A 23,035-nucleotide genomic window follows, 5' to 3' on the forward strand; every position below is an offset into this window, starting at 1 on the left:
TCGCCGCCGATCGGACGCCAACGCCACCTTCAAGCGCCGTACGGCAGCATATCCGCCATGACTCCGCCCCTGCTCCGACGCGTCGCCGCACTTCAGCGCGTCGGTCGCCCCGACCGCCGGCTGATGGCCCGCAGCGCCGCACTGCCCCGCACCCGCGCCGACGACCTGCTGACCATGATCACCCGGTCGGCGGACAAGGCGGTTCTGTGGTGGGTCGTCGCGGGCGTCCTCGCCGCCAGGGGCGGAGCATCCCGGAGGGCCGCCCTGCGCGGCATCGGCAGCGTCGGGTTCGCGAGCCTGAGCGCCAGCTTCGTCGCCAAGGAACTCCTGCCACGGCGCCGTCCCGCAGCCTCCGCCGTCCCGCAACACCGCAGGCTGGACCGGCGGCCCGCCTCGTCGTCGTTCCCCTCCGGCCACGCCGCCTCCGCGGCGGCATTCATCACCGGCGCATTCCAGGAGTCACCCGCCACCGGCGTGGCGCTGTTGCCGCTCGGCGCGGCCGTCGCCTACTCACGCGTTCACACCGGGGTGCACTGGCCCACCGACGTCGGTGCCGGCGCAGCCCTCGGCGTCGCCGCCTCGTTCGCCACCCGCCACTGGTGGCCCGTCCACGACGACCGGCCCGGCCGCACGGCCCACCGGGCCGACGCACCCCTCATGGTCGACGGCGAGGACATGCTCGCCGTCGTCAACCCGGCCTCGGGCGATCCCGCCGACGACCCGACCCCCGAAGTCCGCTTCGCCTGGCCGAAAGCCGACCTGCTCTACCCCGACCCCGACACCGACCTGCGCAGCCAGATCACCGCCGAGATCGCCCGCCGCACCGACACAGGACCCGCCGTCCGCGCCCTCGGCGTCGCGGGCGGTGACGGCACCGTGGCCGCCGTCGCCTCGGTCGCCGCCGACACCGGCCTGCCGCTCGCGCTCATCCCCGCGGGCACGCTCAACCACTTCGCCCGCGACGTCGGTGTCCGCTCCATGCCCGACGCCGACGTCGCGACCGAACACGGCTCGGCGGTCGGCATCGACCTCGGCGAGGTGTCGGTGCACGGGCCGAGCGGCACGCACCGACGATGGTTCGTCAACACCGCAAGCCTCGGCGGCTACCCGGAAATGGTGCGGCTGCGCGAAAAAATCGAACAGCGGCATCCCAAATGGCCGTCGGCGGTCATCGCGATGATCCGTGTCCTCCGCCGGGCCAAACCGTTCCCGGTGCGCCTGGGCGGCAAACGAGCACTCGTGTGGCTCGTGTTCGTGGGCAACGGCACCTACGCGCCCAAGGGATTCTGGCCCAACCGCAGGCCCGCACTCGACACCGGCCTGCTCGACGTGCGGTACCTGCGCGCCGACGTCCCGTATTCGAGGGCACGGTTCGTGCTGTCGGTCGTCACCAAGACACTGCACGCCAGCCGTGTCTACCGGCAGCGCGACCTGCCGGCTCTCGACGTCGAACTGCTCGACGGCTACCGCAGGCTCGCCACCGACGGCGAAATCGGGCCGCTGGGCCGCGAATTCCGGTTCCGGTCCCGGCCCAGTGCGCTGACGATCTACCGGAGATGACCGGCCGCGCGGGTGCGGCCCGGCCGCACCCGCGCCCCACGCCTGCCGGGGCGTGGGGCGCGAACCCGGTCAGTTGTCGGACTTCTCGGAGCCTTCGGAGCCTTCGGAGCCCGAATCGCTGCTGTCGGCCGCCTCCGTACGCGCGGGCAGCAGCGCATCGAGCGCAGCCCCGGTGATACGGCGGAACTTCCGGCCCGGCCGCTCACGCTCCAGCACGGCGACCTCCAGCTTGCTCGGCTCACCCTCCTGCGCCGAACCCGACGAGCTGCTGCCGTTCGTCCCGCTGCCCGACGACGTCGACGGGCGGAAAGCCTCCGCCGCCACCCGCACCGCGTCGGACAGCTCCATGCCGTCGGAGAAGGTCTCCTTCAGCTTCGTGTTGATCGCGTCCGTCTGACCGCCCATCACCACGAACTGCGGCTCGTCGACGATCGACCCGTCGTAGGTCAGCCGGTACAACTCGTCCTCGTTGGCGTTCGCCCCGACCTGCGCCACACAGATCTCGACCTCGAACGGCTTGAGCTGCTCGGTGAAGATCGTGCTCAAGGTCTGGGCATATACGTTCGCCAGCGCCCGTGCGCTGACGTCCCGCCGGTCGTACTGGTATCCCTGCAGGTCCACGTGCCGGATACCACCCCGGCGCAGGCTCTCGAACTCGCTGTAGCGGCCGACCGCGGCGAAACCGATGCGGTCGTAGATCTCCGACACCTTGTGCAGCGTGGGCGACGGATTCTCCGCCACGAACAGGACTCCGCCCCGGTATTTGAGCACCACGACGCTCCGACCGCGGGCAATACCCTTCCGCGCGAGTTCGGAACGCTCCCGCATCAACTGTTCGGGCGAGGCGTACAGCGGCATCGACACTTGCGTTGGCTCCGCTCTGTTCGGGGATGGGAAGCTGACGAGTGGGGACCCGGGCGAACCGGTCCGGTGCCGGGCCGCGTCGGCCCGGCACTCGGATCAGCTGCGCCAGTCCTGCTGGGCCGCACGGTCGGCCACGACGGCCTCCGCGATGGTCGAGGTCTCCTCCGTGGGCAACTCCACGGCGCCGTGCTCCGCCGTGATCGTGACGACGCTCGGATAGATCTTCCGCGCGACATCCGGGCCACCGGTCGCCGTGTCGTCGTCGGCGGCGTCGTAGAGCGACTCGATCGCCGCCCGCACCGCGGCGTCCTGATCGGCCTCGGGGTCGTAGAGCTTCTTCATCGCCGACTTGGCGAACACCGACCCGGAACCGATCGCGTGGAAACCCGCGTTCTCCTCGTACCGGCCGCCCGTGACGTCGAAGGACACGATGCGCCCCGCCCGCTTCGGATCGGACGCCTCGATGTCGTAACCGACGAACAGCGGGACCACTGCGAGGCCCGCCATCGCGACGTCGAGATTGCCCCGCACCATCGTCGCGAGCTTGTTCGACTTACCGTCGAGCGAGAGCGACACGCCCTCGATCTTCTCGTAGTGCGCCAGCTCCACGGTGTAGAGCCGGACGAGCTCGAGAGCGATGCCCGCCGTACCCGCGATGCCCACGGCCGAATAGGCGTCGGTCACGTAGACCTTGTCCATGTCACGGGTCGCAATGAGGTTGCCGCTCGTCGCACGCCGGTCACCCGCGATCAGCACCCCGCCGTTGAACGTCGAGGCCACGATCGTCGTGCCGTGCGGCGCGTCGAGATCGCCACCCGAGGTGCCCATGCCCGCGGACCGCTTGCTGGGCAGCAGATCCGGCGCCTCGGCACGCAGGAAATCGGCGAAGGACGACGTCGTCGACGACAGGTAGGCGGAGGGCAGCGCGAAGCCCGAGTTGCGCGGAATCTGTTCCATGCGTGCTCGTAGTTCCCATCGACGAAAGGGACAGTACCGAAATGTTGATCAGCGAGCCTATGTCACGCGAGCGCCTGCGTCACTCGCCGCCCTTCTGCACGTAGGCCCGCACGAAGTCCTCGGCGTTCTCCTCGAGGACGTCGTCGATCTCGTCGAGGATCGTGTCGACGTCCTCGCCCATCTGCTCACGACGTTCCTGACCGGCCGGGGCTGCGCCTTCGGCCTCGTCCTCGGAGTCGCCGCCGCCGTGCTTCTCGACCTTCTCCTGAGCCATTGCCGCCTCCCGGTGTGACCGATGAGCTTCCTGCGCCCAGCCTACCCAGAGGAAGGGCGATTCGGGACGATCGTTGTCGGAGTGGTGATCTTCGGCTACTCCGATCCGGTCAGCGCCTCGACCAGTTCCTCCGCCGTCTCGGCCCGGTCCAGCAACGCGCCGACGTGCGCCTTCGTGCCCCGCAGCGGCTCGAGCGTCGGGATTCGCACCAGCGAATCCCTGCCCACGTCGAAGATGACCGAGTCCCACGACGCCGCGGCGATCGAGCTGGCGTACTTCTCCAGCGTGCGACCGCGGAAGTAGGCCCGCGTGTCCTCCGGCGGCGTCGTGACCGCCCGCTGCACCTCGTCCTCGCCGACGAGGCGTTTCATGGACCCGCGCGTCACGAGGCGGTTGTACAGGCCCTTGTCGAGGCGCACATCCGAGTACTGCAGGTCGACCAGGTGCAACCGCGGCGCAGCCCACCCGAGCTGATCACGTTCGCGATAGGCCTCGACCAGCCGCAGCTTCGCGGGCCAGTCCAGCCGGTCGGCCGCGTCCATGGGGTCCTTCGCGAGCGTGTCGAGCACCTCGCCCCACACCCGCAGTACCTCCTTGGACTGCTCGTCCCCGCCGGTCCGCTCGACGTGCGCCGAGGCCAGCTCGTGGTAGGCGAACTGCAGGTCGAGCCCCGTGTACTTGCGGCCGCCCGCGACATCCACCGTCGTCTTCAGTGACGGATCGTGACTGATCTCGTGCACCGCGCGCACCGGCTCGTCGAGCTTGAGGTCGTCGAACCGCACCCCCGCCTCGATCATGTCGAGCACCAGCGCGGTGGTGCCGACCTTCAGGTATGTCGAGTACTCGGCCAGGTTCGCGTCGCCGATGATGACGTGCAGCCTGCGGTACTTGTCCGCGTCGGCGTGCGGTTCGTCGCGCGTGTTGATGATGCCGCGCTTGAGCGTGGTCTCCAGCCCGACCTCGACCTCCACGTAGTCCGAACGCTGGGACAGCTGGAACCCTGGCTCCTCGCCCTGGGGCCCGATCCCCACGCGGCCCGAACCGGTGACCACCTGGCGCGACACGAAGAACGGCGTCAGCCCCGTGATGACGGACGTGAACGGCGTCGCCCTGTCCATCAGGTAGTTCTCGTGCGTGCCGTACGAAGCGCCCTTGCCGTCCACGTTGTTCTTGTACAGCTGCAGTTGCGGCTGGCCGGGCACGGTGGCGGCGCGCATCGCGGCCTGCTCCATGACCCGTTCCCCGGCCTTGTCCCACACCACGGCATCCCGCGGATTGGTCACCTCGGGAGCCGAGTACTCCGGGTGCGCGTGGTCGACGTACAGCCGCGCGCCGTTGGTGAGGATGACGTTGGCCGCGCCGAGGTCTTCGACGTCGTTGTCCTGCGTGGGCTGGCTGGGGCCGGTGAGATCGAAGCCCCGCGCGTCACGCAACGGTGACTCGACCTCGTAATCCCAGCGCGCCCGCCGGGCGCGCGGAATGTCGGCCGCCGCCGCGTAGGCCAGCACGACCTGGGTGGAAGTCAGCACCGGGTTGGCGGTGGCATCGCCCGGGACCGCGATCCCGTATTCCACCTCTGTTCCCATGATCCGCCGCATGCCACCACCCTACGGCGCCTCGTGCCACGATCACCTCATGGGCGGTGACGAGCGCGTTGCGATCTACGACGCACAGGCACGCGCCGTCGGCGCCACGACCAGGGCCGATGTGCGCAGCCGCGGGCTGTGGCACGCCGCTGCCGTCGTACTGGTGCGTTCGGGTGACGGTCAGTCCGTGTACCTCCACCGCCGGACAGCCACCAAGGACGTGTACCCGTCCGCACTCGACTGCTGGGCGGGCGGCGTGGTCGCGGCGGGTGAATCGCCGGACGAGTGCGCGGCGCGCGAACTGGCCGAGGAGCTCGGCATCGGCGGCGTGACGCCGCGGCCGCTGTTCACGTGGACATTCACCGCCGGCTCCGTGCGCTGCCACAACTTCACCTACGAGGTGCGATGGGACGGCCCCGTGGTGCACCAGCCCGAGGAGGTGGCCGACGGCTGGTGGATCCCGCTGCCGCTGCTGCGGCGGCGACTGGCCGACGACGACGGCACGTTCGTGCCCGACGGGCGCCTCGGCGCCCTCGAATGGTTCCGACGCTACGGCTGACGGCCGGTTCAGGCGTACTTGCCGACGGCGAGCGGCGCAAGACGGTGAATGGCCTCCGTGGCGCTGCCCTGGTCGGCGGCCCGCACCTCGACGGTCGAGAGCGTGTCCTCGGCCGCGATGACGACGGTGCAGGTCGCCGCCTGGCACCACGCGTGCGTCTCGACGTCTTCCGGGGCACCGCTGACGGGGAGCTCCTCGCCGCCGCATGCGACCTGCCCCGCCAGCGCGTCGGCGGCCGGCCGGTCCTCGTAGCGCGTCACGAGGTGGTGCAGCGTCGAGCCCGTGGGGTAACGCCACGCACGCTCCTGGACCTCCGCGGCCCCGGACTGCTGGGCGATCGTCGCGAGACACGTCGGCGCAGCGGGATCCGCGCCCACCGTCGACGGCGCGATCGGCACGACACCCTCCTCCCGGACGTCCTCGGCGGTGAGGAGGACACGCTGGCCGGCGGGTTGCTCGGGGCCCGCGTCCGCGCTCCCTTCGCCCTGCCGCGTCGCCTCGTCCTGGGAATCGCCGTCGGACCGCGGCGCCGCTTCGGCGTCGTCGGAGCGCTCACCCGTCGCGGGCCTGTCGTCGTAGTACGTGTCCAGGTCGTTCTCGCGGTCGGCGCAACCGGCCACGACCGTCAGCAGCGTGATCGCCACGGGCAGACCGGCCATGGTGGTCGTTCGTGCGCGTCGCACCTGTGTCTCGTCCTCTCCGACTCGCTCACTGGGCGCTCGCGACAGTAGTCACTCCCACACGAGCTGCGACCGGCGGGCCCAGTATTCACGCGGGTTCTCGCGCAGCTCGGCGAGGTTCTCCAGGTCATCGTCATTCAGCCGCAGGGCGGCTGCCGCCAGGTTCGTGTCGAGCTGCGTGACCCCGGCCGGGCCGAGCAGCACGACGTCGGCCCAGTCCTCGGCATACGCCGCCGCGAGCGCCACGACGTCCGGCGTCGTGCCGTGGGCCCGCGCGATGTCGGCGACGACGTCCGGCGGGTCGACGGCGAGTCTGCCGTTGGCCAGCGTCTCCTTCAGTTGGACCAACACCCCTGCCCGGTGCGCCTCGGCCAGCGCCAGCCCGGCCGACGATTCGAGCACGTTCCACGTCGACTGCACGGCCGTGAACAGGTGCCTGCCGTCCACGGTCAGTTCCAGCGCCCGCCGGATCGTGTCGGCCTGCGCAGGCCCCGACGTCGAAAACCCCACCCGCACCCCGGTGTCGACGAGTTCGGCGAGCGCCACCTGCAGTTCCCGGTCGTCGAACAGTGCGCTGTCGGGGGTCAGCGAATGCACCTGGTAGAGCGCCGGCGCGGTGGGCAGCGTGTCTCGGGTCTCGGCCCACTGCTGCCGGAACCGCGCGAGCGAGTGCTCCTTGACCTCGTGGACCGGGGCGTCCGTCCGCCAGTCGCCGACGTAGGCGTATCCCCACTTGCTGGACACCGTTACGTCGGAGCGCCCCCTGTCGGACAGCCACGCGGCGAGGAACTCCTCCGCCCTGCCGTAGGAGCGCGCGACGTCGACCCGGCGGACCCCCGCGTCGTAGGCGCGGTCGAGCACGGCGAAGGTCGCGTCGCGCATCGCGGCGACCGTGCGATCCGCGGGCAGTTCGGATTCCCGGCCGAGGTTGATGTACGCGGGCCGCCCCAACGAGGCGAGACCCACCGCCGTCCGTGCGATGTTGTCCATGACGGGCACGGTAGCGGGCGCGTGCGAGGAGGGCCGCTACCGTGCCCGTCCGTATAGGTCATTATACAGTTGGTTCGCTCGCACGCCGCCGCATCAGCTCGAGGAACTGATCGGCCGACAGCACCTCGCGATGCAGCTTCTCCAATCGCGCCGCCGGTGCGCGGACGTACCCCTTGCCGAACACCGGCGCGATCTGCCGCAGACTGGCACCGGCCTCACGAGCCGCGAGCAGTGTCCAGTCCGACGCGTTCGCACACGCCGTCGACGCCTGTCGCAACTCCCCGAGCAGCGCGATCAGCTCCTCGGCCGCCAACTCCCCTGCGGCCACGGCCTCCGCGGTTTCCTCGAGCCACGCGAGCACCGCAGCGGCCGTAATGGGAGCGGCTACGTGGCGCTCCCCTGCTTCCGTCAGCGGGTCCGGCGGATCAACGGGAGGCATCTCGTCACTCATAGGCCGGATCGTATAGGTCATTATACAATCCGGGTGCTGCGACATGCCCGAGAACGACATGTCCGAGAACGTGCGAACGGCCCGCCCCGACATCGCCGGAGCGGGCCGTTCGCACGTATCCGCTACAACACCGCGTCTGTCACGACAACGAGGCCGTCACAGGTACTGGCCGGTGTTGGTCGCTGTGTCGATCACCCTGCCGGAGTCCTGATTCTTGCCGGTGACGAGCGTGCGGATGTAGACGATCCGCTCCCCCTTCTTGCCGGAGATCCGGGCCCAGTCGTCCGGGTTGGTCGTGTTCGGCAGGTCCTCGTTCTCCGCGAACTCGTCCACGATCGCGTCCAGCAGATGCTGCACCCGGAGACCCGACTGATCGGTCTCCAGCACCGACTTGATCGCGGCCTTCTTCGCCCGGTCCACGATGTTCTGAATCATCGCGCCCGAGTTGAAGTCGCGGAAGTAGAGCACCTCCTTGTCCCCGTTGGCGTAGGTCACCTCCAGGAACCGGTTCTCGTCGGACTCCTCGTACATCCGCTCGACGGTGTGCTGGATCATCGCATCCAACGTGGCCTGCGAGTCACCGGCGAACTCGAGCAGATCGTCGGCGTGGATCGGGAGATCCGCCGTCAGGTACTTCGAGAAGATGTCCTTCGCGCCCTCGGCGTCCGGCCGCTCGATCTTGATCTTCACGTCGAGCCTGCCGGGACGCAGGATCGCCGGGTCGATCATGTCCTCACGGTTCGAGGCACCGATGACGATGACGTTCTCGAGCCCTTCGACGCCGTCGATCTCCGCCAGCAACTGCGGCACGATCGTCGTCTCGACGTCCGACGACACTCCGCTGCCACGGGTGCGGAAGATCGACTCCATCTCGTCGAAGAAGACGATGACCGGCGTTCCCTCGGACGCCTTCTCCCGAGCCCGCTGGAAGATCATCCGGATGTGCCGCTCGGTCTCGCCGACGAACTTGTTCAGCAGCTCGGGGCCCTTGACGTTCAGGAAGTACGACTTCGCATCGGCCGCGTCACCGGACACCTTCTTGGCCAGCGAATTCGCCACCGCCTTGGCGATCAGCGTCTTACCGCACCCGGGCGGGCCGTACAGCAGGACACCCTTCGGCGGCTGCAGTTGGTACTGCCGGAACAGATCCGCGTGCAGGAACGGGAGCTCGACGGCGTCCCGGATCTGCTCGATCTGCCCGAAGAGGCCGCCGATGTCCTCGTACGCGACGTCCGGCACCTCCTCCAGCACGAGGTCCTCGACCTCCGCCTTGGGCACCCGCTCGTAGGCGTACCCGGCCTTGGAGTCGACCAGCACCGAGTCCCCGGACTTCAGTTCCTCCGCCGCGAGGGGGTCCGAGAGCCACACGACACGTTCCTCGTCGGCGTGCCCGACGATGAGACCGCGGGCGCTGCCGCCCTCGGTCTCCGGGGAGAGCACCTCACGCAACGTGCACACCTCGCCGGTGCGCTCGAAGCCTCCGCTCTCGACGACCGTGAGTGCCTCGTTCAACCGCAGGGTCTGCCCGCGTTGCAACGACTCGACCTCGACGTTCGGCGACACGGCGACGCGCATCTTCCTGCCGGACGTGAACACGTCCACCGTGTTGTCCTCGTAGGCCTCGACAAAGACGCCGTACCCGCTCGGCGGCTGCGCGAGCCGGTCGACCTCCTCGCGGAGCGTCAGCAGCTGGCTCCGGGCCTCACGCAACGTTTCGACGAGCTTCTCGTTCCGCTCGGTGAGCTGTTCGACGCGCTCGGTCGCCTCGGCGAGGCGTTGCTCGAGAACGCGGTTCTGCCGCGGCGAGTCGGTCAGTTTCCGGCGCAGCAGTGCGACTTCTTCTTCCAGCTGCCGGATCTGGCTCGCCTCGTCGCCGGCGGGGGTTTCCGCGGGAGACCCCGCGCTGGTCGCTCCGTTCGGTTCTGAAGAGTCGGCCTCCTCGTGCCGACCACCGGGAAGGTCGTGTTGCATTTCGGCACCTCCTCGGAATGCATGTGCTTCCACGGTACCGGCGATCACCGACAAGAAAAGCCTTCGGCACGTTACGGAATCGGTGCGTCGCGCGGGCCCGACCGACTACCCACAGCTCCGTGCAGGGATGCAGAACTCCGCCGCACTGCGCATTTTCCACCGAACGGCCGCACAGCCCGCGCGCGTCGCGATCCGGCCGGACTCCCTGACGTGGACCGGACAACCGCAGCACCGCGCCACCGCCGCCCGGGCCGCGATCGACGGGCACCACGGGGCGGCGGGCCCACATCGCCGCAGCTCACCGCGTCCACGAGACCGGTACCGCCCACTGCGGGTCAGTACCGCCCGTGCCGGCACGCCGCCGCCGGTCGTACTCGACGGCGCCCGCGGTGTGAACACGACACGGCCGCGAGACCCGGCGGAGCCGTCCTCGCCCGACCGGTGCGGCCGAGGTCACGGCCGACATCGATGTGACCGACCGTGGTACACGGGTGGATGAGCGGCCGGAATCTGCGCGGATACGATCAGGTCCCACTGAGGGGGCCACAGTTCGCGCCGATGGTAAGGGGACCCGCATGACCTATCCGCCACAGCAACCCGGTCAGCCGGGCCAGCCGGACCCGTACGGCCAGCAGCCCGGCCAGTACGGGCAACCCGGACCTCAGCAGTACGGGCAACAACCGCCCCACCCCGGCCCGTACGGTCAGCAGGACCCCTACGGTCAGCAGCCCTATGGTCAGCCCTACGGCGGCCAGCAGTTCGGGCAACAGCCCTACGGCGCCCACCCCGGCGGTCCGGGAGGCCCCGGCGGTGAACCGCCCAAGAAGAAGACCGGCCTCATCGTCGGCATCTCCCTCGGCGGCGTCGTCCTGCTCGCAGGCGTGTTCGCCTTCCTCGCGTGGGTCGCGCCCGGATTCCTGCTCGACGACGAGGACGACTCGGGCGACAGCGGCCAGAACGCCTCGCCCGCGACGAGCCAGTCCAGCGAGCCGACCACCTCCGAGTCGCAGGCCTCACCCGAGACCAGCGAGAGCGCGCCGAGCGACCAGCGCGCGCCCGGGGCGCAGGGCACCCCCGAGGCCACCGCCGAGGCCATCGTGGCGGGCTTCAACTCGGGCGACCGGCAGGCCGTCGCCGACACGATCTGCCTGAGCAACCCGCAGGAGGTGCCCGCGATCCCCGACAACGTGTCCATCAGGATCGCCGGTTCCGCCGAGGTCACGGGCGACGCCGCGAAGGTCCCTGCACAGAACACCGCCCAGGACCGGGACTACTACATCGTCCTCAAGAACGAGGGCGGCGGCTGGTGCTACATGGGTGACCAGCTCACGTCCTGAGCGAGGCCTCCACGAGGTTCCCGATCGCGTTCGTGCCAGGGCACCGGCCACGGCCGTCCCCGGCACGAACGTCGGCGGGCCCGCCCGGGCCGTGCCCGGTCAGCCCCGGCTCGGCCTGCGCTGCTGCCGCGGCGGGGTGACCCCGTCGGCCAACCGGCGGGTCGTGAGCAGGAAGGCGGTGTGCGCGACCATCCGGTGCTCCGGGCGTACCGCGAGGCCGACGACGTGCCACGGCCGCAACACGGTCTCCCATGCCTGCGGTTCGGTCCAGCACTGCTGCTCGCGCAACGCCTCGGTGACGGACGACAACTGCGTGGTCGTGGCCACGTACACCACCAGCACGCCGCCGGGGACAAGGTTTCGGTGCACCGTCGGCAGCACGTCCCAGGGCGAGAGCATGTCGAGGATGACCCGGTCGACCTCGCCCTCGTGTTCGGCGAGGTCCCCGCGGTGCAGCTCCCAGTTGTCGGGCCGGTGCCCGAAGAACCGCTCGACGTTCCGCTCGGCGTGCTCGGCGTGGTCGTCCCTGACCTCGTACGACGTGACGCTGCCGTCGGCGCCGACGGCCCGCAGGAGCGAGCAGGTCAGCGCTCCGGAGCCGGCACCGGCCTCGAGAACCCGCGCCCCGGGGAAGATGTCGCCCCACATCACGATCTGGGCGGCGTCCTTCGGGTAGATCACCTGGGCGCCGCGCGGCATCGACAGCACGTAGTCCGACAGCAGCGGCCGCACCGCCAGGTAGCTCGTACCGCCCGCGGACGTGATGACCGACGCCTCGGGCTTGCCGATGATGTCGTCGTGGGCGAGCGCGCCGCGGTGGGTGTGATACTGCTCGCCTTCCGCGAGCACGATCGTGTAGTGCCGTCCCTTCGGGTCGGTCAATTGCACGCGATCCCCGACACGGAACGGTCCTGCGCTCACGAAACTCCCAATCTCACGCCCTCTGCGGCAGCCTTCGGCGGCGCTCGATCGTCGCAGATCGCCCGGGCACGCGGGTCAGCGGGTGCGGCGGCCCCCGGACAACGCCGCGCGCAGATCGTCACGGTGCAACACGCCCGCGGGCCTGCCCTCGTCGTCGACCACGAGGAACTGCCACGCGGCGACCTCCGCAACCCGTTCGATCACGGCGTCGCCCGCCTCGGATTCGAGCAGCACGGTCTCCGCGCGGATCGGCTCGGCCGCCAGTTCGGCGGGCGCACGCGGTGATTCGGCCGCGAGCTGCTCGGCCGCGGCCTCGTCGAGCAGTCCCGCCGCGACCCCGTCGGCTCGCACGAGCACCACTCCCCTGCCCGCCGACGCCGACAGCGCCGATTCCACCGGACTCTCGGCCGGCAGCTGCAGCACCGGCCGTGTCAGATCCCCCAGCACGAGGCCGGCGGGCCAGCTGCGCCGCTGTTCGGCGGCCATCTCACCGGTGGCGCCGGTGACGACGAACCACGCCGTCACCACACAGACCCCGAGCCGCAGCCAGCGGTCGTCGCTGCCCTCCGCGAGGCCCCACAGCGCCCACACCAGCAGAGCCAACGCGACCAGACCGCCGCCGAACACGGCCGCACGCGTGCCCGACGCACGGTTGCCCGTGAGCGACCACACCCCGGCCCGGAGCATGCGCCCGCCGTCGAGGGGCAGGCCCGGCAACAGGTTGAACACACCGACCGCCAGGTTGGCCACCGCACACTGGGCGACGAGCAGCCACACCGCGCCGCCCGGCGGAACCGCCACCAGCAGGAGTCCGCAGAACACCGCGAGCAGCACCGACACGATCGGGCCCGCCGCCGCGACCAGCCCCTCCTGTTTCGGCTTGTCCGGGCTGCGCGCCACCTCGGACAGGCCGCCGAGCAGGAACAGTCGCAGCCTGCGCACGGGTATCCCCAGACGCAGTGCGACGAGGACGTGGCCGAGCTCGTGGGCCAGCACCGACAGCCCCAGCAGCACCGCGAATGCGCCGGCCAGCGCCCACGACACGCCCGGACCCGCGCCCGGCAGCAACCTGCCCACCAGCGGGCTGTACAGCACGACGATGAGCAGCGACCCGACCCACCAGGAGGGGGAGAGCAGCACGGGCACCCCGTCGACGCGGAACAGCAGCAGTCCGCCGTCGGTGACGGTCCCGCGCCGGGACCGGCTCGTCGTGTTCACGAGGCGAGGGTAGAACGCGCCGTGTACGAGCACCGTTACCGCCGCGCCCGGCTCCGCATCGTTCCCCCGACCTGCGCCGCGCCGGTAGCCGTGATCGGTTCCTGTCGGCAGCGCTCGTTAGGGTGCCGGGCATGACCGAGGGCACGCATGACTGACACGACGGCCTCCGCCACGCCCACCGACACCGCGCCCACCGACACCACGCAGCCCACCGACACCGCGCAGCCCGCCGGTGACTCCGGAGCGCCACGCCGGCGGCCCGCGCTCTCGCCGTCGCGCGCGGGCGATTTCAAGCAGTGCCCACTGCTCTACCGGTTCCGGGCGATCGACCGGATTCCCGAGCCACCCACGAAGGCTCAGGTCCGCGGCACGCTCGTGCACTCGGTGTTGGAGCGGCTGTTCGCACTCCCCCGCGGCGACCGCAGCCCCGAGCGCGCGCACGAGCTGCTCGCGCCGACGTGGGAGGAGCTCTCCCAGCAGAGCCCCGAGTGGGCGGAGCTGTTCGCCGAGGACGAAACGGGCCCGGACGGTCACGCGGCCGGGTGGCTCGACGGTGCCGGCAAGCTGCTCGACGCGTACTTCGGCCTCGAGGACCCGAACCGCCTCGAACCGGAGGCATGCGAGCTGCACGTCGAAACCGAGCTCGGCTCGGGCGTGCGGCTGCGCGGCTACGTCGACCGCCTGGACGTCGCGCCGACCGGTGAGATCCGGGTCGTCGATTACAAGACGGGCGCCGCGCCCCGCGCGATCGGCGAGGCCAAGGCGCTGTTCCAGATGAAGTTCTACGCCGTGGTGCTGTGGCGCACCCGCGGCGTCGTGCCCCGGCAACTCAAGCTGATGTACCTGCGCGACGGGCAGGACCTGGCCTACACCCCCGACGAGGACGAACTGGCGCGGTTCGAGCGCACGCTCGAGGCGATCTGGTCGGCCATCCTCGCCGCGGGCAGGACCGGCGATTTCCGTCCCAGCCCGAGCAAGCTGTGCGACTGGTGCGCCCACCAGTCGTTGTGCCCGGCGTTCGGTGGCACGCCGCCCGAGTACCCCGGCTGGCCCGAGCCGACCGGCGGCGAGGAGTCCGCGCTCGACCGCGCGGATTGACCCCGTCGCGAGCCGTGACAGGATCGACCGGCACGCCGGGCGCGATCAGCGCCGCACGCGAGTGCTGATCGACTAGTCTGTTCCCGGCAATCGAGATCCAGGAGCGGCGCACAGTGCAGATCACCTCGGTGGTCAATCAGAAGGGCGGGGTCGGCAAGACCGCGCTGAGTGTCGGCGCCGCCGCCGCACTCGCGGAGCGGGGCCGCCGCGTTCTTCTCATCGACCTGGACCCGCAAGGGCACGCCACGACGGAGATGCTCGGCCTGCCCGAGATTCCGGCCGACCGGCCCAGCCTCGCCAAGGCGCTCACCAAGACGTGGCGCGGCCCGGTCGAGGAGCTCGTCGTCCCGCATCCGCGCAGCAACGTCGGCCGGGGCGGGGCGTTCGACGTCATCCCCACCTCGCCCGGCATGTTCGACCTGGTCCGCAGACTCGACCAGTTCCGGGTCCCGGGATGGCAGCTGGCACGCGTGATCCAGTTCGCCAACTACGACCATGTGGTCATCGACTGTCCGCCCGCGCTCGACGTGCTGACCAACAACGCGCTCGTGGCCACCAGTGGGCTGCTCGTGCCCGTGCAGCCGGACCGCACCAGCATCCGTGCGCTCCGGCTCATGCAGGAGCAGATCCGCCACTTGGAAACCATGGTCGAGCGGCCGCCGATCGACTACTACGGCCTCGTGCCGGGGCTGTACCGGCGGCCCATCTCGGGCTACGCCGTCACGGCGTTGCGGGAGCTGGAACAGTTCGGTATCCCCGTGCTGCCGCACGTGCCGCTGGGAGTGGTGATGAACGAAGCAGCGGCGCGCGGTATGCCGGTCACGACGTTCGCGCCGGAGACCACGCACGCCGCGGCGTTCCGCGAGATCGCCCGTACGCTGGACGAATCACCGGGCACGGCCCCGCAGGCGCCCGCGGCACCGGAGCAGGACTTCGACTTCGAGGACTTCATCACCGACGTGGCGCACACCCGCAACGCCAACGACAACGGCGCGCGCAAGAAGCTTTACGACCTGCTGCCGAAACGCAGCAAGGACCACTGAGCCTGCGGCACGGGCGGACGTCCCGTCGCTTTCGGCCTCGCCGCGATGACGGCGGCCCGGTAATGTCCCGATTCGCGCAGGTTTGAGGTCGCACCACCGCACGGAAGGCTGCGTCGTGAAGCAGGCGAAGGTGAGCGCCACCCGGTCGGCCGCCGCATCCGTCGAGACCGTCTTCGCGGTGCTGGCGGACCCGACGACACACGCCGCGATCGATGGCACCGGCTGGGTGCAGGAACCGATCGATCAGGCAACGTTGACCGAGGTGGGGCAGATCTTCCGGATGGCCATGTATCACCCCGACGCCCGAGACGGTTACTACGAGGTGGCCAACAAGATCCACGTCCTCGATCCACCGCGCGCGATCGGGTGGCTGACAGGACACGACCCGCAGGGTGACGGCAACCTCGAGTTCGGCGGCTGGTCCTGGCGCTATGACCTGGCGTCCTCCGGCCCGTCGGAGACCGAGGTCACGCTCACCTACGACTGGTCGGCAGTACCGGAGTCCGTCCGGTCGTACCTCCGGTTCCCGCCGTTCGGCCCGGAGCATCTCCCCAACTCACTGCGTCACCTCGCCGACCTCGCCGCGCGGACCTCCCGGATGTGAAAGCCTCACGCCGAGGACCCGGCGGCCGGCCCGATCCTGGTGCGCGGCACGCAATCCGCCGACGCAGCTCGGGGCACGGCAGCGCCATACGCCGTCGTGCCCCGAGTTGTGTGTTGTCGTGTGCTGCGCCGGAGTTCTACAGCCGGCAGGAGCGAATGTCCGAGGCGAGGATCGCCTTCGCCCCGACGGCGGCGAGCTCGTCCATCACGGCGTTGACCTTCTTGCGCGACACCATCGCCCGCACGGCCACCCAGTCCGGATCGGCGAGCGGCGCCACGGTGGGCGATTCGAGGCCTGGCGTGATCGCGGCGGCCTGCTCCAGCAACGACCTCGGGCAGTCGTAGTCGAGCATCATGTAGTGCTGGGCGAACACCACGCCCTGCAACCGGGCCGTGAGCTGTTCGACCGCGGGGGTCTTGCCGTTTCCGCTGTGTTCGATCAGTACCGCCTCGGAGACGCAGATCGGGTCGCCGAACGCCACGAGGTCGTGCTGGCGCAGGGTTCGGCCGGAACCGACCACGTCGGCGATCGCCTCGGCGACGCCGAGCTGCACCGAGATCTCGACGGCCCCGTCGAGGGGGATGACGTCGGCCTCGACGCCCTGCCGGGCCAGGTCGTCCCGCACCAGCCGCGGATAGGACGTGGCGAGCCGTTTGCCGTGCAGGTCCGCCACGGTCCAGTCCCGGTCGGCCGGTCCCGCGTAGCGGAACGTCGAGCCGCCGAACCCGAGGCCCAGCTTCTCCTGCACGTCCGCGCCCGAGTCCAGCGCGAGGTCGCGGCCGGTGATGCCCAGGTCGAGTTCGCCCGAACCGACGTAGATCGGGATGTCCTTCGGCCGGAGGAAGAAGAACTCCACGTCGTTGACCGGGTCGAGCACGGTCAGGTCCCGCTGTTCATGTCGCTTGCGGTAGCCCGCTTCACCGAGCATCTCCGACGAGGGTCCGGCGAGCGCACCCTTGTTCGGCACCGCGACACGCAGCATCTGACGTCCTCTCTCGCTCACAGGTACCGGTAGACGTCGTCCATCGGGACGCCCCGGCCGATCATCAGCACCTGAACCCGGTAGAGCAGCTGCGAGACCTCTTCGGCCAGCCGCTCGTCGGATTCGTGCTCGGCGGCGATCCACACCTCGCCAGCCTCTTCCAGCACCTTCTTACCCTGCGCATGCACCCCGGCGTCCAGCGCGGCGACGGTGCCCGAATCCGCGGGTCGGGTGCGGGCGCGCTCGGTCAGCTCGGCGTACAGCTCATCGAAGGTCTTCACGCGGAGAATCTTGTCATCCACGTCGCAGCGACCTTCGAGCGGCCTGGCCCGTGATGTCGCAGGTCACCGGCTCCGGATCAGCCGGGAGAATTCACCGGGGTCGACCCCCACCAGGGACGGGCGGAACGTCCGGCCCGGACCGCGCTCGACGGATACGTCCGCCTCGACGACCAGCACAGCGCAGCCCGCCGCCTCCGCCGAGGCCGCGCCCACCGGCGAGTCCTCGACGGCCACGCACGCCGCCGGGTCCACGCCGAGCAGCCGCGCGGCCCGCAGGTACGGCTCGGGATGCGGCTTGTTCTTCCCGTCGACCTCGTCCCCGCACACCGTGGCGGCGAAGAACTCTCGCCCGATCGTGTTCAGCGCGAGTTCGGTCAGTCCCCGCTCGGTCGACGTCACCAGCGCACACGGCACGTCCGCCGCGCGCAGCGCCTCGAGGGCCTCCCGGGCGCCCGGCCGCCACGGCAGCGCACCGGAGAACAGCTCCGCCGTGCGTCCCCGCATCCAGTCGGCGACCTCGTCCGCGGCCTCGTCGGTCACCGCGCGCCCCGCGAGCTCGAGGAGCCGACGGGATGTGGCGGCCATGTTGGATCCGACGAGCGCCGTGCGTTCCGCGGCGGTCAGTTCCCCGACCATGCGCTGCGCTCCCTCGGCGAGCACCACGTCCCAGAGCTTCTCTGAGTCGACCAGGGTGCCGTCCATGTCCCACAACACGGCGGCCGGACCGCCTTCACCGGGGTCGGAGGACGGATCGATCACGGGCATCTCCTCGGGTCGGCGAGCGCACCGCGGGCCGCGGCGGCCCGTCCAGCCTACGGTGGCGGGCCACTCCGACGACGGGACGTACGCTGGGCGGGTGAGCACGCCCTTCAACGACTTCACCGACGGCGACACCGGTGGCGACGAGACCCGGCAGCGCCGCGGCCCTGTCATGATCGCCTGTTTCGACGGCTGGAACGACGCGGGCGACGCCGCCAGTACCGCCATCGAGCATCTCGCGCTGAACTGGGACGCGACACCGCTGGCCGAGCTCGAACCGGACGACTACTACGACTTCCAGGTCGCCCGGCCGACGGTGCGGATGGTGGACGGGGTGACCCGCCGCGTCGAGTGGCCGACGACGCGGCTGTCGGTGTGCCGGCCCGCGGGCGCCGATCAGGATGTCGTGCTGGTGCAGGGCCCCGAACCGAGCATGCGGTGGCGGGCGTTCTGCGCCGAGCTCCTCGAACACGTCGAACAGCTCGGGGTGCAGACCGTGATCACGATCGGTGCGCTGGTCGGTGACACCGCCCACACCCGGCCGATCCCGGTGACCGGCACGGCCTACGACGCGGAGGCCGCGAAACGGTTCGGGCTCGAACGCGAGCGGTACCAGGGCCCGACCGGGATCGTCGGCGTGTTCCAGGACCTGTGCGTCAAGGAAGGTGTGCCCGCGGTGTCCCTCTGGGCGGTCGTGCCGCACTACGTGTCGCACCCGCCCTCGCCGAAGGCCACGATCGCACTGCTGAACAAGCTCGAGGACATCCTCGACGTCGGCATTCCGCTGGGCGCGCTGCCGGAGCAGGCCGAGGACTGGCAGAAGACCGTCAGCGAGATGGCCGACGAGGACGAGGAGATCTCCGAGTACGTGCGCTCCCTCGAGGAGCGGGGCGACGCGGAGATCGACCTCGAAGGCGCGAGCGGCGACATGATCGCCGCCGAGTTCGAGCGCTACCTCCGGCGGCGCAGGAACGACGGACCCGGCCCCGCAGGCCGGTGACCGCGGCGGCCGCAGGCGATGCGCCCGCCGCGCGCGCAGGGCTCCAGCTGGGCGCGCTGCTCGGCCCGTTCGGCGGCGGGGTCGTCGCGGCAGTCCTGCCCGAGATCGGGGCCAGCTTCGGCGTGTCCGCGCAGGCTGCGGCGTCGTCACTGACCGTGTACCTGCTGCCGTTCGCGGCGCTGATGCTCGTGTCGGGCACGCTCGGCCAGCGGTGGGGACCCGCCCGCACCATCCGGCTCGCCTACGTCGCGTACGCCGTGTTCACCCTCGCAGCCGCCGTGGCGCCGTGGTTCTGGTTGTTCCAGGTCAGCCGCGGGCTGCAGGGATGCGCCAATGCGTTCACGACGCCGCTGCTGATGGCGCGGCTGGCTGCGATGACCCCGCCGGATCGGCTGGGCAGGGCACTCGGGGTGTTCGGGGCGATGCAGGCCGTGGGCCAGACGTCGGCTCCGCTGGTGGGCGGTCTCGCGGCCGAGGCGTCGTGGCGGTGGGCCTTCGCCGGTATCGCGCTGGTCGGCGCCGTTCTGGCGACATGGCCGCTGCCGGCCGACGACGAGGCCGGTCCGGACACCGCGGCTCGGCTCCGCGACCCGTGGCGTGCATCAGTCCTGCTTCCGGGCCTGGCCGCGCTGGCGGCGTGGGGGTGCATGGCGGGGCTCTCGTTCCTCTTCGCGCTGCGCATGCAGGACGCGTTCGGTTTCGGCGCGGGGATGCGCGGCCTGCTGCTGACCGGGTTCGGCGTCGCCGGGTTTCTGGCCGCCCGGTTCGCCGGCGCCGCCGCGGACCGCTTCGGCGGCCGCCTCACCGCACTCATCGGCCTGCTCACCGGTGCCGCACTGGTGTTGGTCATCGGCGCGACCGGGGTGGCACCCGTGGCCGTGGCAGCGTGGGCGGCGGCGGGCGTGTGCAGTCAACTGGTGCTCGTCGCGGTGAACACGACCGTGCTGTCGGCCGACGGCCCCGGGCGCAGCGGCGCGATCTCGGTGGTCCAGGCGATGCGGTTCCTCGGGATGGCCGCAGCACCGGCCGTGTTCACAGCGCCGTACCACGCCGACCCGCTGCTGGGCTTCGCGTTGCCCGCCGCGGTACTGCTCGCCGCGGTCCCGCTCACGGCAACCCTGACGCGCGCCCGCACGTGAGCCCGCGACGCGTCAGTCGGACGTCAGCACCTGCCGGAACGCCACCGGCCCACGGGCACGCCTGCGCCACTCACGCGGATAGCCCAACGACACCTCTTCGAAGCGCACGCCGTCGGCATACGTGGTGCGCGGGATGTGCAGGTGCCCGTACACCGCGAGCCGGGCGCGGAACCGGAGGTGCCAGTCCTCGGTCCGGGTCGTGCCGCACCACATGGCGAACTCCGGGTAGTACAGCGGCGCGGTGGGGTGCCGGTGCAGCGGCCAGTGCGACAGCAGCACCGTCTCGTGGTCGGCGGGGATCTCCGCCAGGCGCTTCTCGCTCAGCGTCAGCCGGTCCTCGCACCACTCCGCGCGGCCCGCGTACGGCTCGTGGCCGAGCAGGTACTCGTCGGTGCAGACCACGCCGGCTTCCCTGGCCTGCCGCAGCGCCTCCGCCAGCGACGCCCCCTGCGCCGACGGCGTCCGCCAGCTGTAGTCGTACAGCACGAACAGTGGCGCGATCGTCAGCGGACGGTCGGCGTAGGGCCACACGGGGAACTCGTCCTCGGGGGTGAGCACCCCGATCTCCCGGCAACGGCGGACCAGCTCGTCGTAGCGGGGGCGGCCGGAGGCCTGGTCGGGGTCCTTCGCCGTGGTCCACAACTCGTGGTTGCCGGGAACCCACACGACCGTGGCGAACCTCCGGCGCAGCTGCGCCAGGGTGTCGACCACGGTGTTCAGGCGCTCGCCGACGTCACCGGCCACCAGCAGCCAGTCCTCCGGGATGTCCGGCCGGATCACGTCGACGTGCGCCTCGTTACCGGTGTGGGTGACGTGCAGGTCGCTCGTGGCGTAGAGAGTTGGCACGCGGCCCACGGTATCGCCCGTGCTACAGAGCGACACCGAGCAGCGCGTCCACCGCCGTGCGGATCGCCGTGGGTGCGTCCTCGTCACCGCCGGAGCCGTGCCCGCCGCCCCGCAGCGCCTCGTCGGCCCACGCATCGAGGGCGGCGAGCGCACGGGGGGTGTCGAGGTCGTTGGCCAGATGCTCGCGAAGGCGGGCGATCGTGTCGTCGGCGGCGGGCCCCGCGGGCAGCCGCACGGCCTCCCGCCACCGGGCGAGCCGCTGCTGGGCCGTCGCGAGCACTTCGTCGGTCCATGCGCGGTCGTCCCGGTAGTGGCCCGCGAACAGCCCCAGCCGGATGGCGGCCGGTTCGACGTCGGCGGCCCGCAGCCGGGACACGAACACCAGGTTGCCCTTCGACTTGGACATCTTCTCGCCGTCGAGCCCGATCATCCCGGCGTGCACATAGTGCCGCGCGAACGGATGGTCGCCCGCGAGCGCCTCGGCATGTGCGGCGCTGTACTCGTGGTGCGGGAACGCCAGGTCCGAACCGCCGCCCTGCACGTCGAAACCGACACCGAGCTGGTCGAGGGCGATCACGCTGCACTCGATGTGCCAACCGGGCCTGCCGTGGCCGAGCTCGGACTCCCAGTACGGCTCCCCCGGCCGCTGGGCCCGCCACAGCAGCGCGTCGAGCGGGTCGCGTTTGCCGGGCCGCTCGGGATCGCCGCCCCGCTCGGCGAAGAACCGGGCCATCGTCTCGGCGTCGTAGCCCGACTCGTAGCCGAACCGGCCGGTGTACGAGCGGTCGAAGTAGATGTCCGGGTACTCCGGGTCATCCACCCGGTAGGCCGCGCCGGAAGCCAGCAGCTTCCCGATGACCTCCACGATGCGCGGAATGGTCTCGACGGCGCCGATGAAGTCGCGAGGCGGCACCACCCGCAGCGCCTCCATGTCCTCGCGGAACAGCGCCGTTTCGCGCATCGCGAGCACGACCCAGTCGTCCTGGTCCCGCTCGGCGCGTTCGAGCAGCGGATCGTCGATGTCGGTGACGTTCTGGACGTAGTGCACCTCGTGCCCGGCGTCGAGCCACAGCCGGTGCACCAGGTCGAACGCGAGATACGTCGCGGCGTGACCCAGATGCGTGGCGTCGTACGGCGTGATGCCGCAGACGTACATCCGGGCGATCCGGCCGGGTGAGACGGGGCGGATGTCGCCGGATGCCGTGTCGTACAGCCGCAGCGGGCGGGACTCTCCGGGGACACGGGGCACGGCGACCGAGGACCAAGTCTGCATGCCTCAACCCTATGTGCGCCCGGACGTATCGTTCCCGTCTGGTGGGAAGGACGCCGACCACAATGTCGCCAGACCGGCGAGCAGGTCGTCGGGTGTGGGCACACCGTCCGGGTCGACCAGCGACTGGACGGCGAGCCCGTCGCAGACTGCCACGACGAAGCTCGCGACGGCCCGGCACCGGGGATCGTCACCGCGCGTTCCGTCGCCCAGCGACTCGGCGACCAAGCCGGCCACCCGCACCCGGCAGGTGCGGTACAGCTCGGCCAGTTGCCTGCGCAGGTCCGGCGCGCGTTCGGCCTGGGCGAGCGCCTCGATGTACGAGACGAGCAGCCGGCGTTTGCCCGCCAGCCCCGCCAGCCACGCTGCCCAGGTCACGTGGCCGCGTTCGATCGGCGAGGCTGTCGGATCGGCCATGGCGAGTTCGGCGAGCTGATCGGTCCACTCCTCGAACACGGTCGCGATCGCCGCGTTCAACAGGCCGGCCTTCGAGCCGAAGTGATAGCCGATGGACGCCAGGTTCGTGCCGGACGCCGCGACGAGGTCACGCGCGGTGATGTGCGCGTAGCCCTTGTCCTCGAGCAGCGTTCGCGCCGCGGCGAGCAGGTCGTCCCGGTGGCTCACGCCGAGCAGCGTACTGCCCGC

At 70.8% G+C, this 23,035-nt stretch carries 24 protein-coding genes; 8 read left to right on the forward strand and 16 right to left on the reverse strand.

Features of this window, described 5'->3' with window-relative positions:
- Positions 1 to 57 precede the first annotated feature (57 nt).
- Positions 58 to 1,560, forward strand: a complete 1,503-nt coding sequence (locus tag LY40_RS02220; protein WP_183787440.1) for a bifunctional phosphatase PAP2/diacylglycerol kinase family protein — start codon at positions 58 to 60, stop codon at positions 1,558 to 1,560.
- A gap of 69 nt (positions 1,561 to 1,629) precedes the next feature.
- Here the strand turns inward: LY40_RS02220 and prcA are convergent, their stop codons facing one another.
- The 4 genes from prcA to dop all read right to left on the reverse strand — a co-directional run bounded on the left by prcA (position 1,630) and on the right by dop (position 5,253).
- Positions 1,630 to 2,424, reverse strand: a complete 795-nt coding sequence (gene prcA, locus LY40_RS02225; RefSeq protein ID WP_258935790.1) for a proteasome subunit alpha — start codon at positions 2,422 to 2,424, stop codon at positions 1,630 to 1,632.
- Positions 2,425 to 2,520: 96 nt separating this feature from the next.
- The gene (prcB, locus tag LY40_RS02230) at positions 2,521 to 3,381 is read right to left on the reverse strand and encodes a proteasome subunit beta (protein ID WP_183787438.1); all 861 of its coding nucleotides are present in this window, start codon (positions 3,379 to 3,381) and stop codon (positions 2,521 to 2,523) included.
- A 79-nt stretch (positions 3,382 to 3,460) separates the two neighbouring features.
- Complete coding sequence (locus LY40_RS02235; protein WP_183787437.1) at positions 3,461 to 3,655, reverse strand: ubiquitin-like protein Pup; 195 nt, start codon at positions 3,653 to 3,655, stop codon at positions 3,461 to 3,463.
- 95 nt (positions 3,656 to 3,750) lie between these two features.
- Positions 3,751 to 5,253 carry a depupylase/deamidase Dop gene (gene dop, locus LY40_RS02240; RefSeq protein WP_183787436.1) on the reverse strand — a complete coding sequence of 501 codons (1,503 nt, stop codon included), beginning with the start codon at positions 5,251 to 5,253 and terminating at the stop codon, positions 3,751 to 3,753.
- On the opposite strand from dop, the gene LY40_RS02245 reads away from it, so the two are divergent.
- Positions 5,252 to 5,800 carry an NUDIX hydrolase gene (locus LY40_RS02245; protein ID WP_258935791.1) on the forward strand — a complete coding sequence of 183 codons (549 nt, stop codon included), beginning with the start codon at positions 5,252 to 5,254 and terminating at the stop codon, positions 5,798 to 5,800. The genes dop and LY40_RS02245 overlap by 2 nt on opposite strands.
- 8 nt (positions 5,801 to 5,808) lie before the next feature.
- Here LY40_RS02245 and LY40_RS02250 read toward each other — a convergent pair whose 3' ends face one another.
- The 4 genes from LY40_RS02250 to arc all read right to left on the reverse strand — a co-directional run bounded on the left by LY40_RS02250 (position 5,809) and on the right by arc (position 9,892).
- Positions 5,809 to 6,483 (reverse strand): hypothetical protein, encoded by a 675-nt coding sequence (locus LY40_RS02250; RefSeq protein ID WP_183787434.1) that lies wholly within the window; start codon positions 6,481 to 6,483, stop codon positions 5,809 to 5,811.
- 48 nt (positions 6,484 to 6,531) lie between these two features.
- A complete protein-coding gene (locus tag LY40_RS02255; RefSeq protein ID WP_183787433.1) occupies positions 6,532 to 7,470 on the reverse strand; it encodes an aldo/keto reductase in 939 nt (312 codons plus the stop codon).
- Positions 7,471 to 7,531: 61 nt separating this feature from the next.
- Positions 7,532 to 7,909 carry a hypothetical protein gene (locus LY40_RS02260; protein WP_183787453.1) on the reverse strand — a complete coding sequence of 126 codons (378 nt, stop codon included), beginning with the start codon at positions 7,907 to 7,909 and terminating at the stop codon, positions 7,532 to 7,534.
- A 168-nt stretch (positions 7,910 to 8,077) separates the two neighbouring features.
- Positions 8,078 to 9,892, reverse strand: coding sequence for a proteasome ATPase (gene arc / locus LY40_RS02265; RefSeq protein WP_183787432.1), 1,815 nt, complete (start codon positions 9,890 to 9,892; stop codon positions 8,078 to 8,080).
- 575 nt (positions 9,893 to 10,467) lie between these two features.
- On the opposite strand from arc, the gene LY40_RS02270 reads away from it, so the two are divergent.
- The gene (locus LY40_RS02270; protein WP_183787431.1) at positions 10,468 to 11,229 is read left to right on the forward strand and encodes a hypothetical protein; all 762 of its coding nucleotides are present in this window, start codon (positions 10,468 to 10,470) and stop codon (positions 11,227 to 11,229) included.
- Positions 11,230 to 11,328: 99 nt separating this feature from the next.
- On the opposite strand, the gene LY40_RS02275 is transcribed toward LY40_RS02270, so the two are convergent.
- Together LY40_RS02275 and LY40_RS02280 are read right to left on the reverse strand one after the other, a co-directional pair.
- Positions 11,329 to 12,150, reverse strand: coding sequence for a tRNA (adenine-N1)-methyltransferase (locus tag LY40_RS02275; protein ID WP_258935792.1), 822 nt, complete (start codon positions 12,148 to 12,150; stop codon positions 11,329 to 11,331).
- A gap of 75 nt (positions 12,151 to 12,225) precedes the next feature.
- Complete coding sequence (locus tag LY40_RS02280; protein WP_258935793.1) at positions 12,226 to 13,368, reverse strand: site-2 protease family protein; 1,143 nt, start codon at positions 13,366 to 13,368, stop codon at positions 12,226 to 12,228.
- Between the two features lie 147 nt (positions 13,369 to 13,515).
- Between LY40_RS02280 and LY40_RS02285 the strand changes: the two genes are divergently transcribed.
- The 3 genes from LY40_RS02285 to LY40_RS02295 all read left to right on the forward strand — a co-directional run bounded on the left by LY40_RS02285 (position 13,516) and on the right by LY40_RS02295 (position 16,113).
- Entirely contained in the window at positions 13,516 to 14,466 is a 951-nt protein-coding gene (locus LY40_RS02285; RefSeq protein WP_258935794.1) for a RecB family exonuclease, read from the forward strand.
- Positions 14,467 to 14,579: 113 nt separating this feature from the next.
- On the forward strand, positions 14,580 to 15,509 hold the full coding sequence (locus tag LY40_RS02290) for a ParA family protein (protein WP_183787428.1): 930 nt from the start codon (positions 14,580 to 14,582) through the stop codon (positions 15,507 to 15,509).
- 130 nt (positions 15,510 to 15,639) lie between these two features.
- Positions 15,640 to 16,113, forward strand: a complete 474-nt coding sequence (locus LY40_RS02295) for an SRPBCC family protein (RefSeq protein ID WP_258935795.1) — start codon at positions 15,640 to 15,642, stop codon at positions 16,111 to 16,113.
- Between the two features lie 136 nt (positions 16,114 to 16,249).
- Here the strand turns inward: LY40_RS02295 and hisG are convergent, their stop codons facing one another.
- The 3 genes from hisG to LY40_RS02310 all read right to left on the reverse strand — a co-directional run bounded on the left by hisG (position 16,250) and on the right by LY40_RS02310 (position 18,132).
- Positions 16,250 to 17,095, reverse strand: a complete 846-nt coding sequence (gene hisG / locus LY40_RS02300) for an ATP phosphoribosyltransferase (RefSeq protein ID WP_183787427.1) — start codon at positions 17,093 to 17,095, stop codon at positions 16,250 to 16,252.
- A gap of 17 nt (positions 17,096 to 17,112) precedes the next feature.
- Complete coding sequence (locus LY40_RS02305; RefSeq protein ID WP_183787451.1) at positions 17,113 to 17,376, reverse strand: phosphoribosyl-ATP diphosphatase; 264 nt, start codon at positions 17,374 to 17,376, stop codon at positions 17,113 to 17,115.
- Between the two features lie 63 nt (positions 17,377 to 17,439).
- Entirely contained in the window at positions 17,440 to 18,132 is a 693-nt protein-coding gene (locus LY40_RS02310) for an HAD family hydrolase (protein ID WP_372497699.1), read from the reverse strand.
- A gap of 175 nt (positions 18,133 to 18,307) precedes the next feature.
- Here LY40_RS02310 and LY40_RS02315 point away from each other — a divergent pair, with 175 nt between their 5' ends.
- Together LY40_RS02315 and LY40_RS02320 are read left to right on the forward strand one after the other, a co-directional pair.
- Positions 18,308 to 19,135, forward strand: a complete 828-nt coding sequence (locus tag LY40_RS02315; protein WP_183787449.1) for a PAC2 family protein — start codon at positions 18,308 to 18,310, stop codon at positions 19,133 to 19,135.
- Positions 19,132 to 20,274 carry an MFS transporter gene (locus tag LY40_RS02320; protein ID WP_258935797.1) on the forward strand — a complete coding sequence of 381 codons (1,143 nt, stop codon included), beginning with the start codon at positions 19,132 to 19,134 and terminating at the stop codon, positions 20,272 to 20,274. The genes LY40_RS02315 and LY40_RS02320 overlap by 4 nt, the downstream gene beginning before the upstream one ends.
- Positions 20,275 to 20,286: 12 nt before the next feature.
- Here the strand turns inward: LY40_RS02320 and LY40_RS02325 are convergent, their stop codons facing one another.
- The 3 genes from LY40_RS02325 to LY40_RS02335 are packed head-to-tail and all read right to left on the reverse strand — an operon-like array spanning position 20,287 to position 23,014.
- The gene (locus LY40_RS02325) at positions 20,287 to 21,129 is read right to left on the reverse strand and encodes a metallophosphoesterase (RefSeq protein WP_258935798.1); all 843 of its coding nucleotides are present in this window, start codon (positions 21,127 to 21,129) and stop codon (positions 20,287 to 20,289) included.
- A 13-nt stretch (positions 21,130 to 21,142) separates the two neighbouring features.
- Positions 21,143 to 22,393 (reverse strand): cysteine--1-D-myo-inosityl 2-amino-2-deoxy-alpha-D-glucopyranoside ligase, encoded by a 1,251-nt coding sequence (mshC, locus tag LY40_RS02330; protein WP_183787425.1) that lies wholly within the window; start codon positions 22,391 to 22,393, stop codon positions 21,143 to 21,145.
- 9 nt (positions 22,394 to 22,402) lie between these two features.
- Positions 22,403 to 23,014: a TetR/AcrR family transcriptional regulator gene (locus LY40_RS02335; protein ID WP_183787424.1), complete on the reverse strand. Its 612-nt coding sequence runs from the start codon at positions 23,012 to 23,014 to the stop codon at positions 22,403 to 22,405.
- Between the last annotated feature and the right edge of the window lie 21 nt (positions 23,015 to 23,035).

It is taken from the genome of Prauserella salsuginis (assembly GCF_024648885.1).
In the GTDB taxonomy this organism is placed as follows: domain Bacteria; phylum Actinomycetota; class Actinomycetes; order Mycobacteriales; family Pseudonocardiaceae; genus Prauserella; species Prauserella salsuginis.

What these genes read in the sequence shown, in the direction of transcription:
- mshC (WP_183787425.1), bottom strand. Translation starts at nt 22,393, where the DNA reads ATGCAGACTTGGTCCTCGGTCGCCGTGCCCCGTGTCCCCGGAGAGTCC.
- LY40_RS02315 (WP_183787449.1), top strand. Translation starts at nt 18,308, where the DNA reads ATGATCGCCTGTTTCGACGGCTGGAACGACGCGGGCGACGCCGCCAGT.
- LY40_RS02285 (WP_258935794.1), top strand. Translation starts at nt 13,516, where the DNA reads ATGACTGACACGACGGCCTCCGCCACGCCCACCGACACCGCGCCCACC.
- hisG (WP_183787427.1), bottom strand. Translation starts at nt 17,095, where the DNA reads ATGCTGCGTGTCGCGGTGCCGAACAAGGGTGCGCTCGCCGGACCCTCG.
- LY40_RS02245 (WP_258935791.1), top strand. Translation starts at nt 5,252, where the DNA reads ATGCCACCACCCTACGGCGCCTCGTGCCACGATCACCTCATGGGCGGT.
- dop (WP_183787436.1), bottom strand. Translation starts at nt 5,253, where the DNA reads ATGCGGCGGATCATGGGAACAGAGGTGGAATACGGGATCGCGGTCCCG.
- LY40_RS02260 (WP_183787453.1), bottom strand. Translation starts at nt 7,909, where the DNA reads ATGCCTCCCGTTGATCCGCCGGACCCGCTGACGGAAGCAGGGGAGCGC.
- LY40_RS02220 (WP_183787440.1), top strand. Translation starts at nt 58, where the DNA reads ATGACTCCGCCCCTGCTCCGACGCGTCGCCGCACTTCAGCGCGTCGGT.
- arc (WP_183787432.1), bottom strand. Translation starts at nt 9,892, where the DNA reads ATGCAACACGACCTTCCCGGTGGTCGGCACGAGGAGGCCGACTCTTCA.
- LY40_RS02270 (WP_183787431.1), top strand. Translation starts at nt 10,468, where the DNA reads ATGACCTATCCGCCACAGCAACCCGGTCAGCCGGGCCAGCCGGACCCG.
- LY40_RS02255 (WP_183787433.1), bottom strand. Translation starts at nt 7,470, where the DNA reads ATGGACAACATCGCACGGACGGCGGTGGGTCTCGCCTCGTTGGGGCGG.
- LY40_RS02235 (WP_183787437.1), bottom strand. Translation starts at nt 3,655, where the DNA reads ATGGCTCAGGAGAAGGTCGAGAAGCACGGCGGCGGCGACTCCGAGGAC.
- prcB (WP_183787438.1), bottom strand. Translation starts at nt 3,381, where the DNA reads ATGGAACAGATTCCGCGCAACTCGGGCTTCGCGCTGCCCTCCGCCTAC.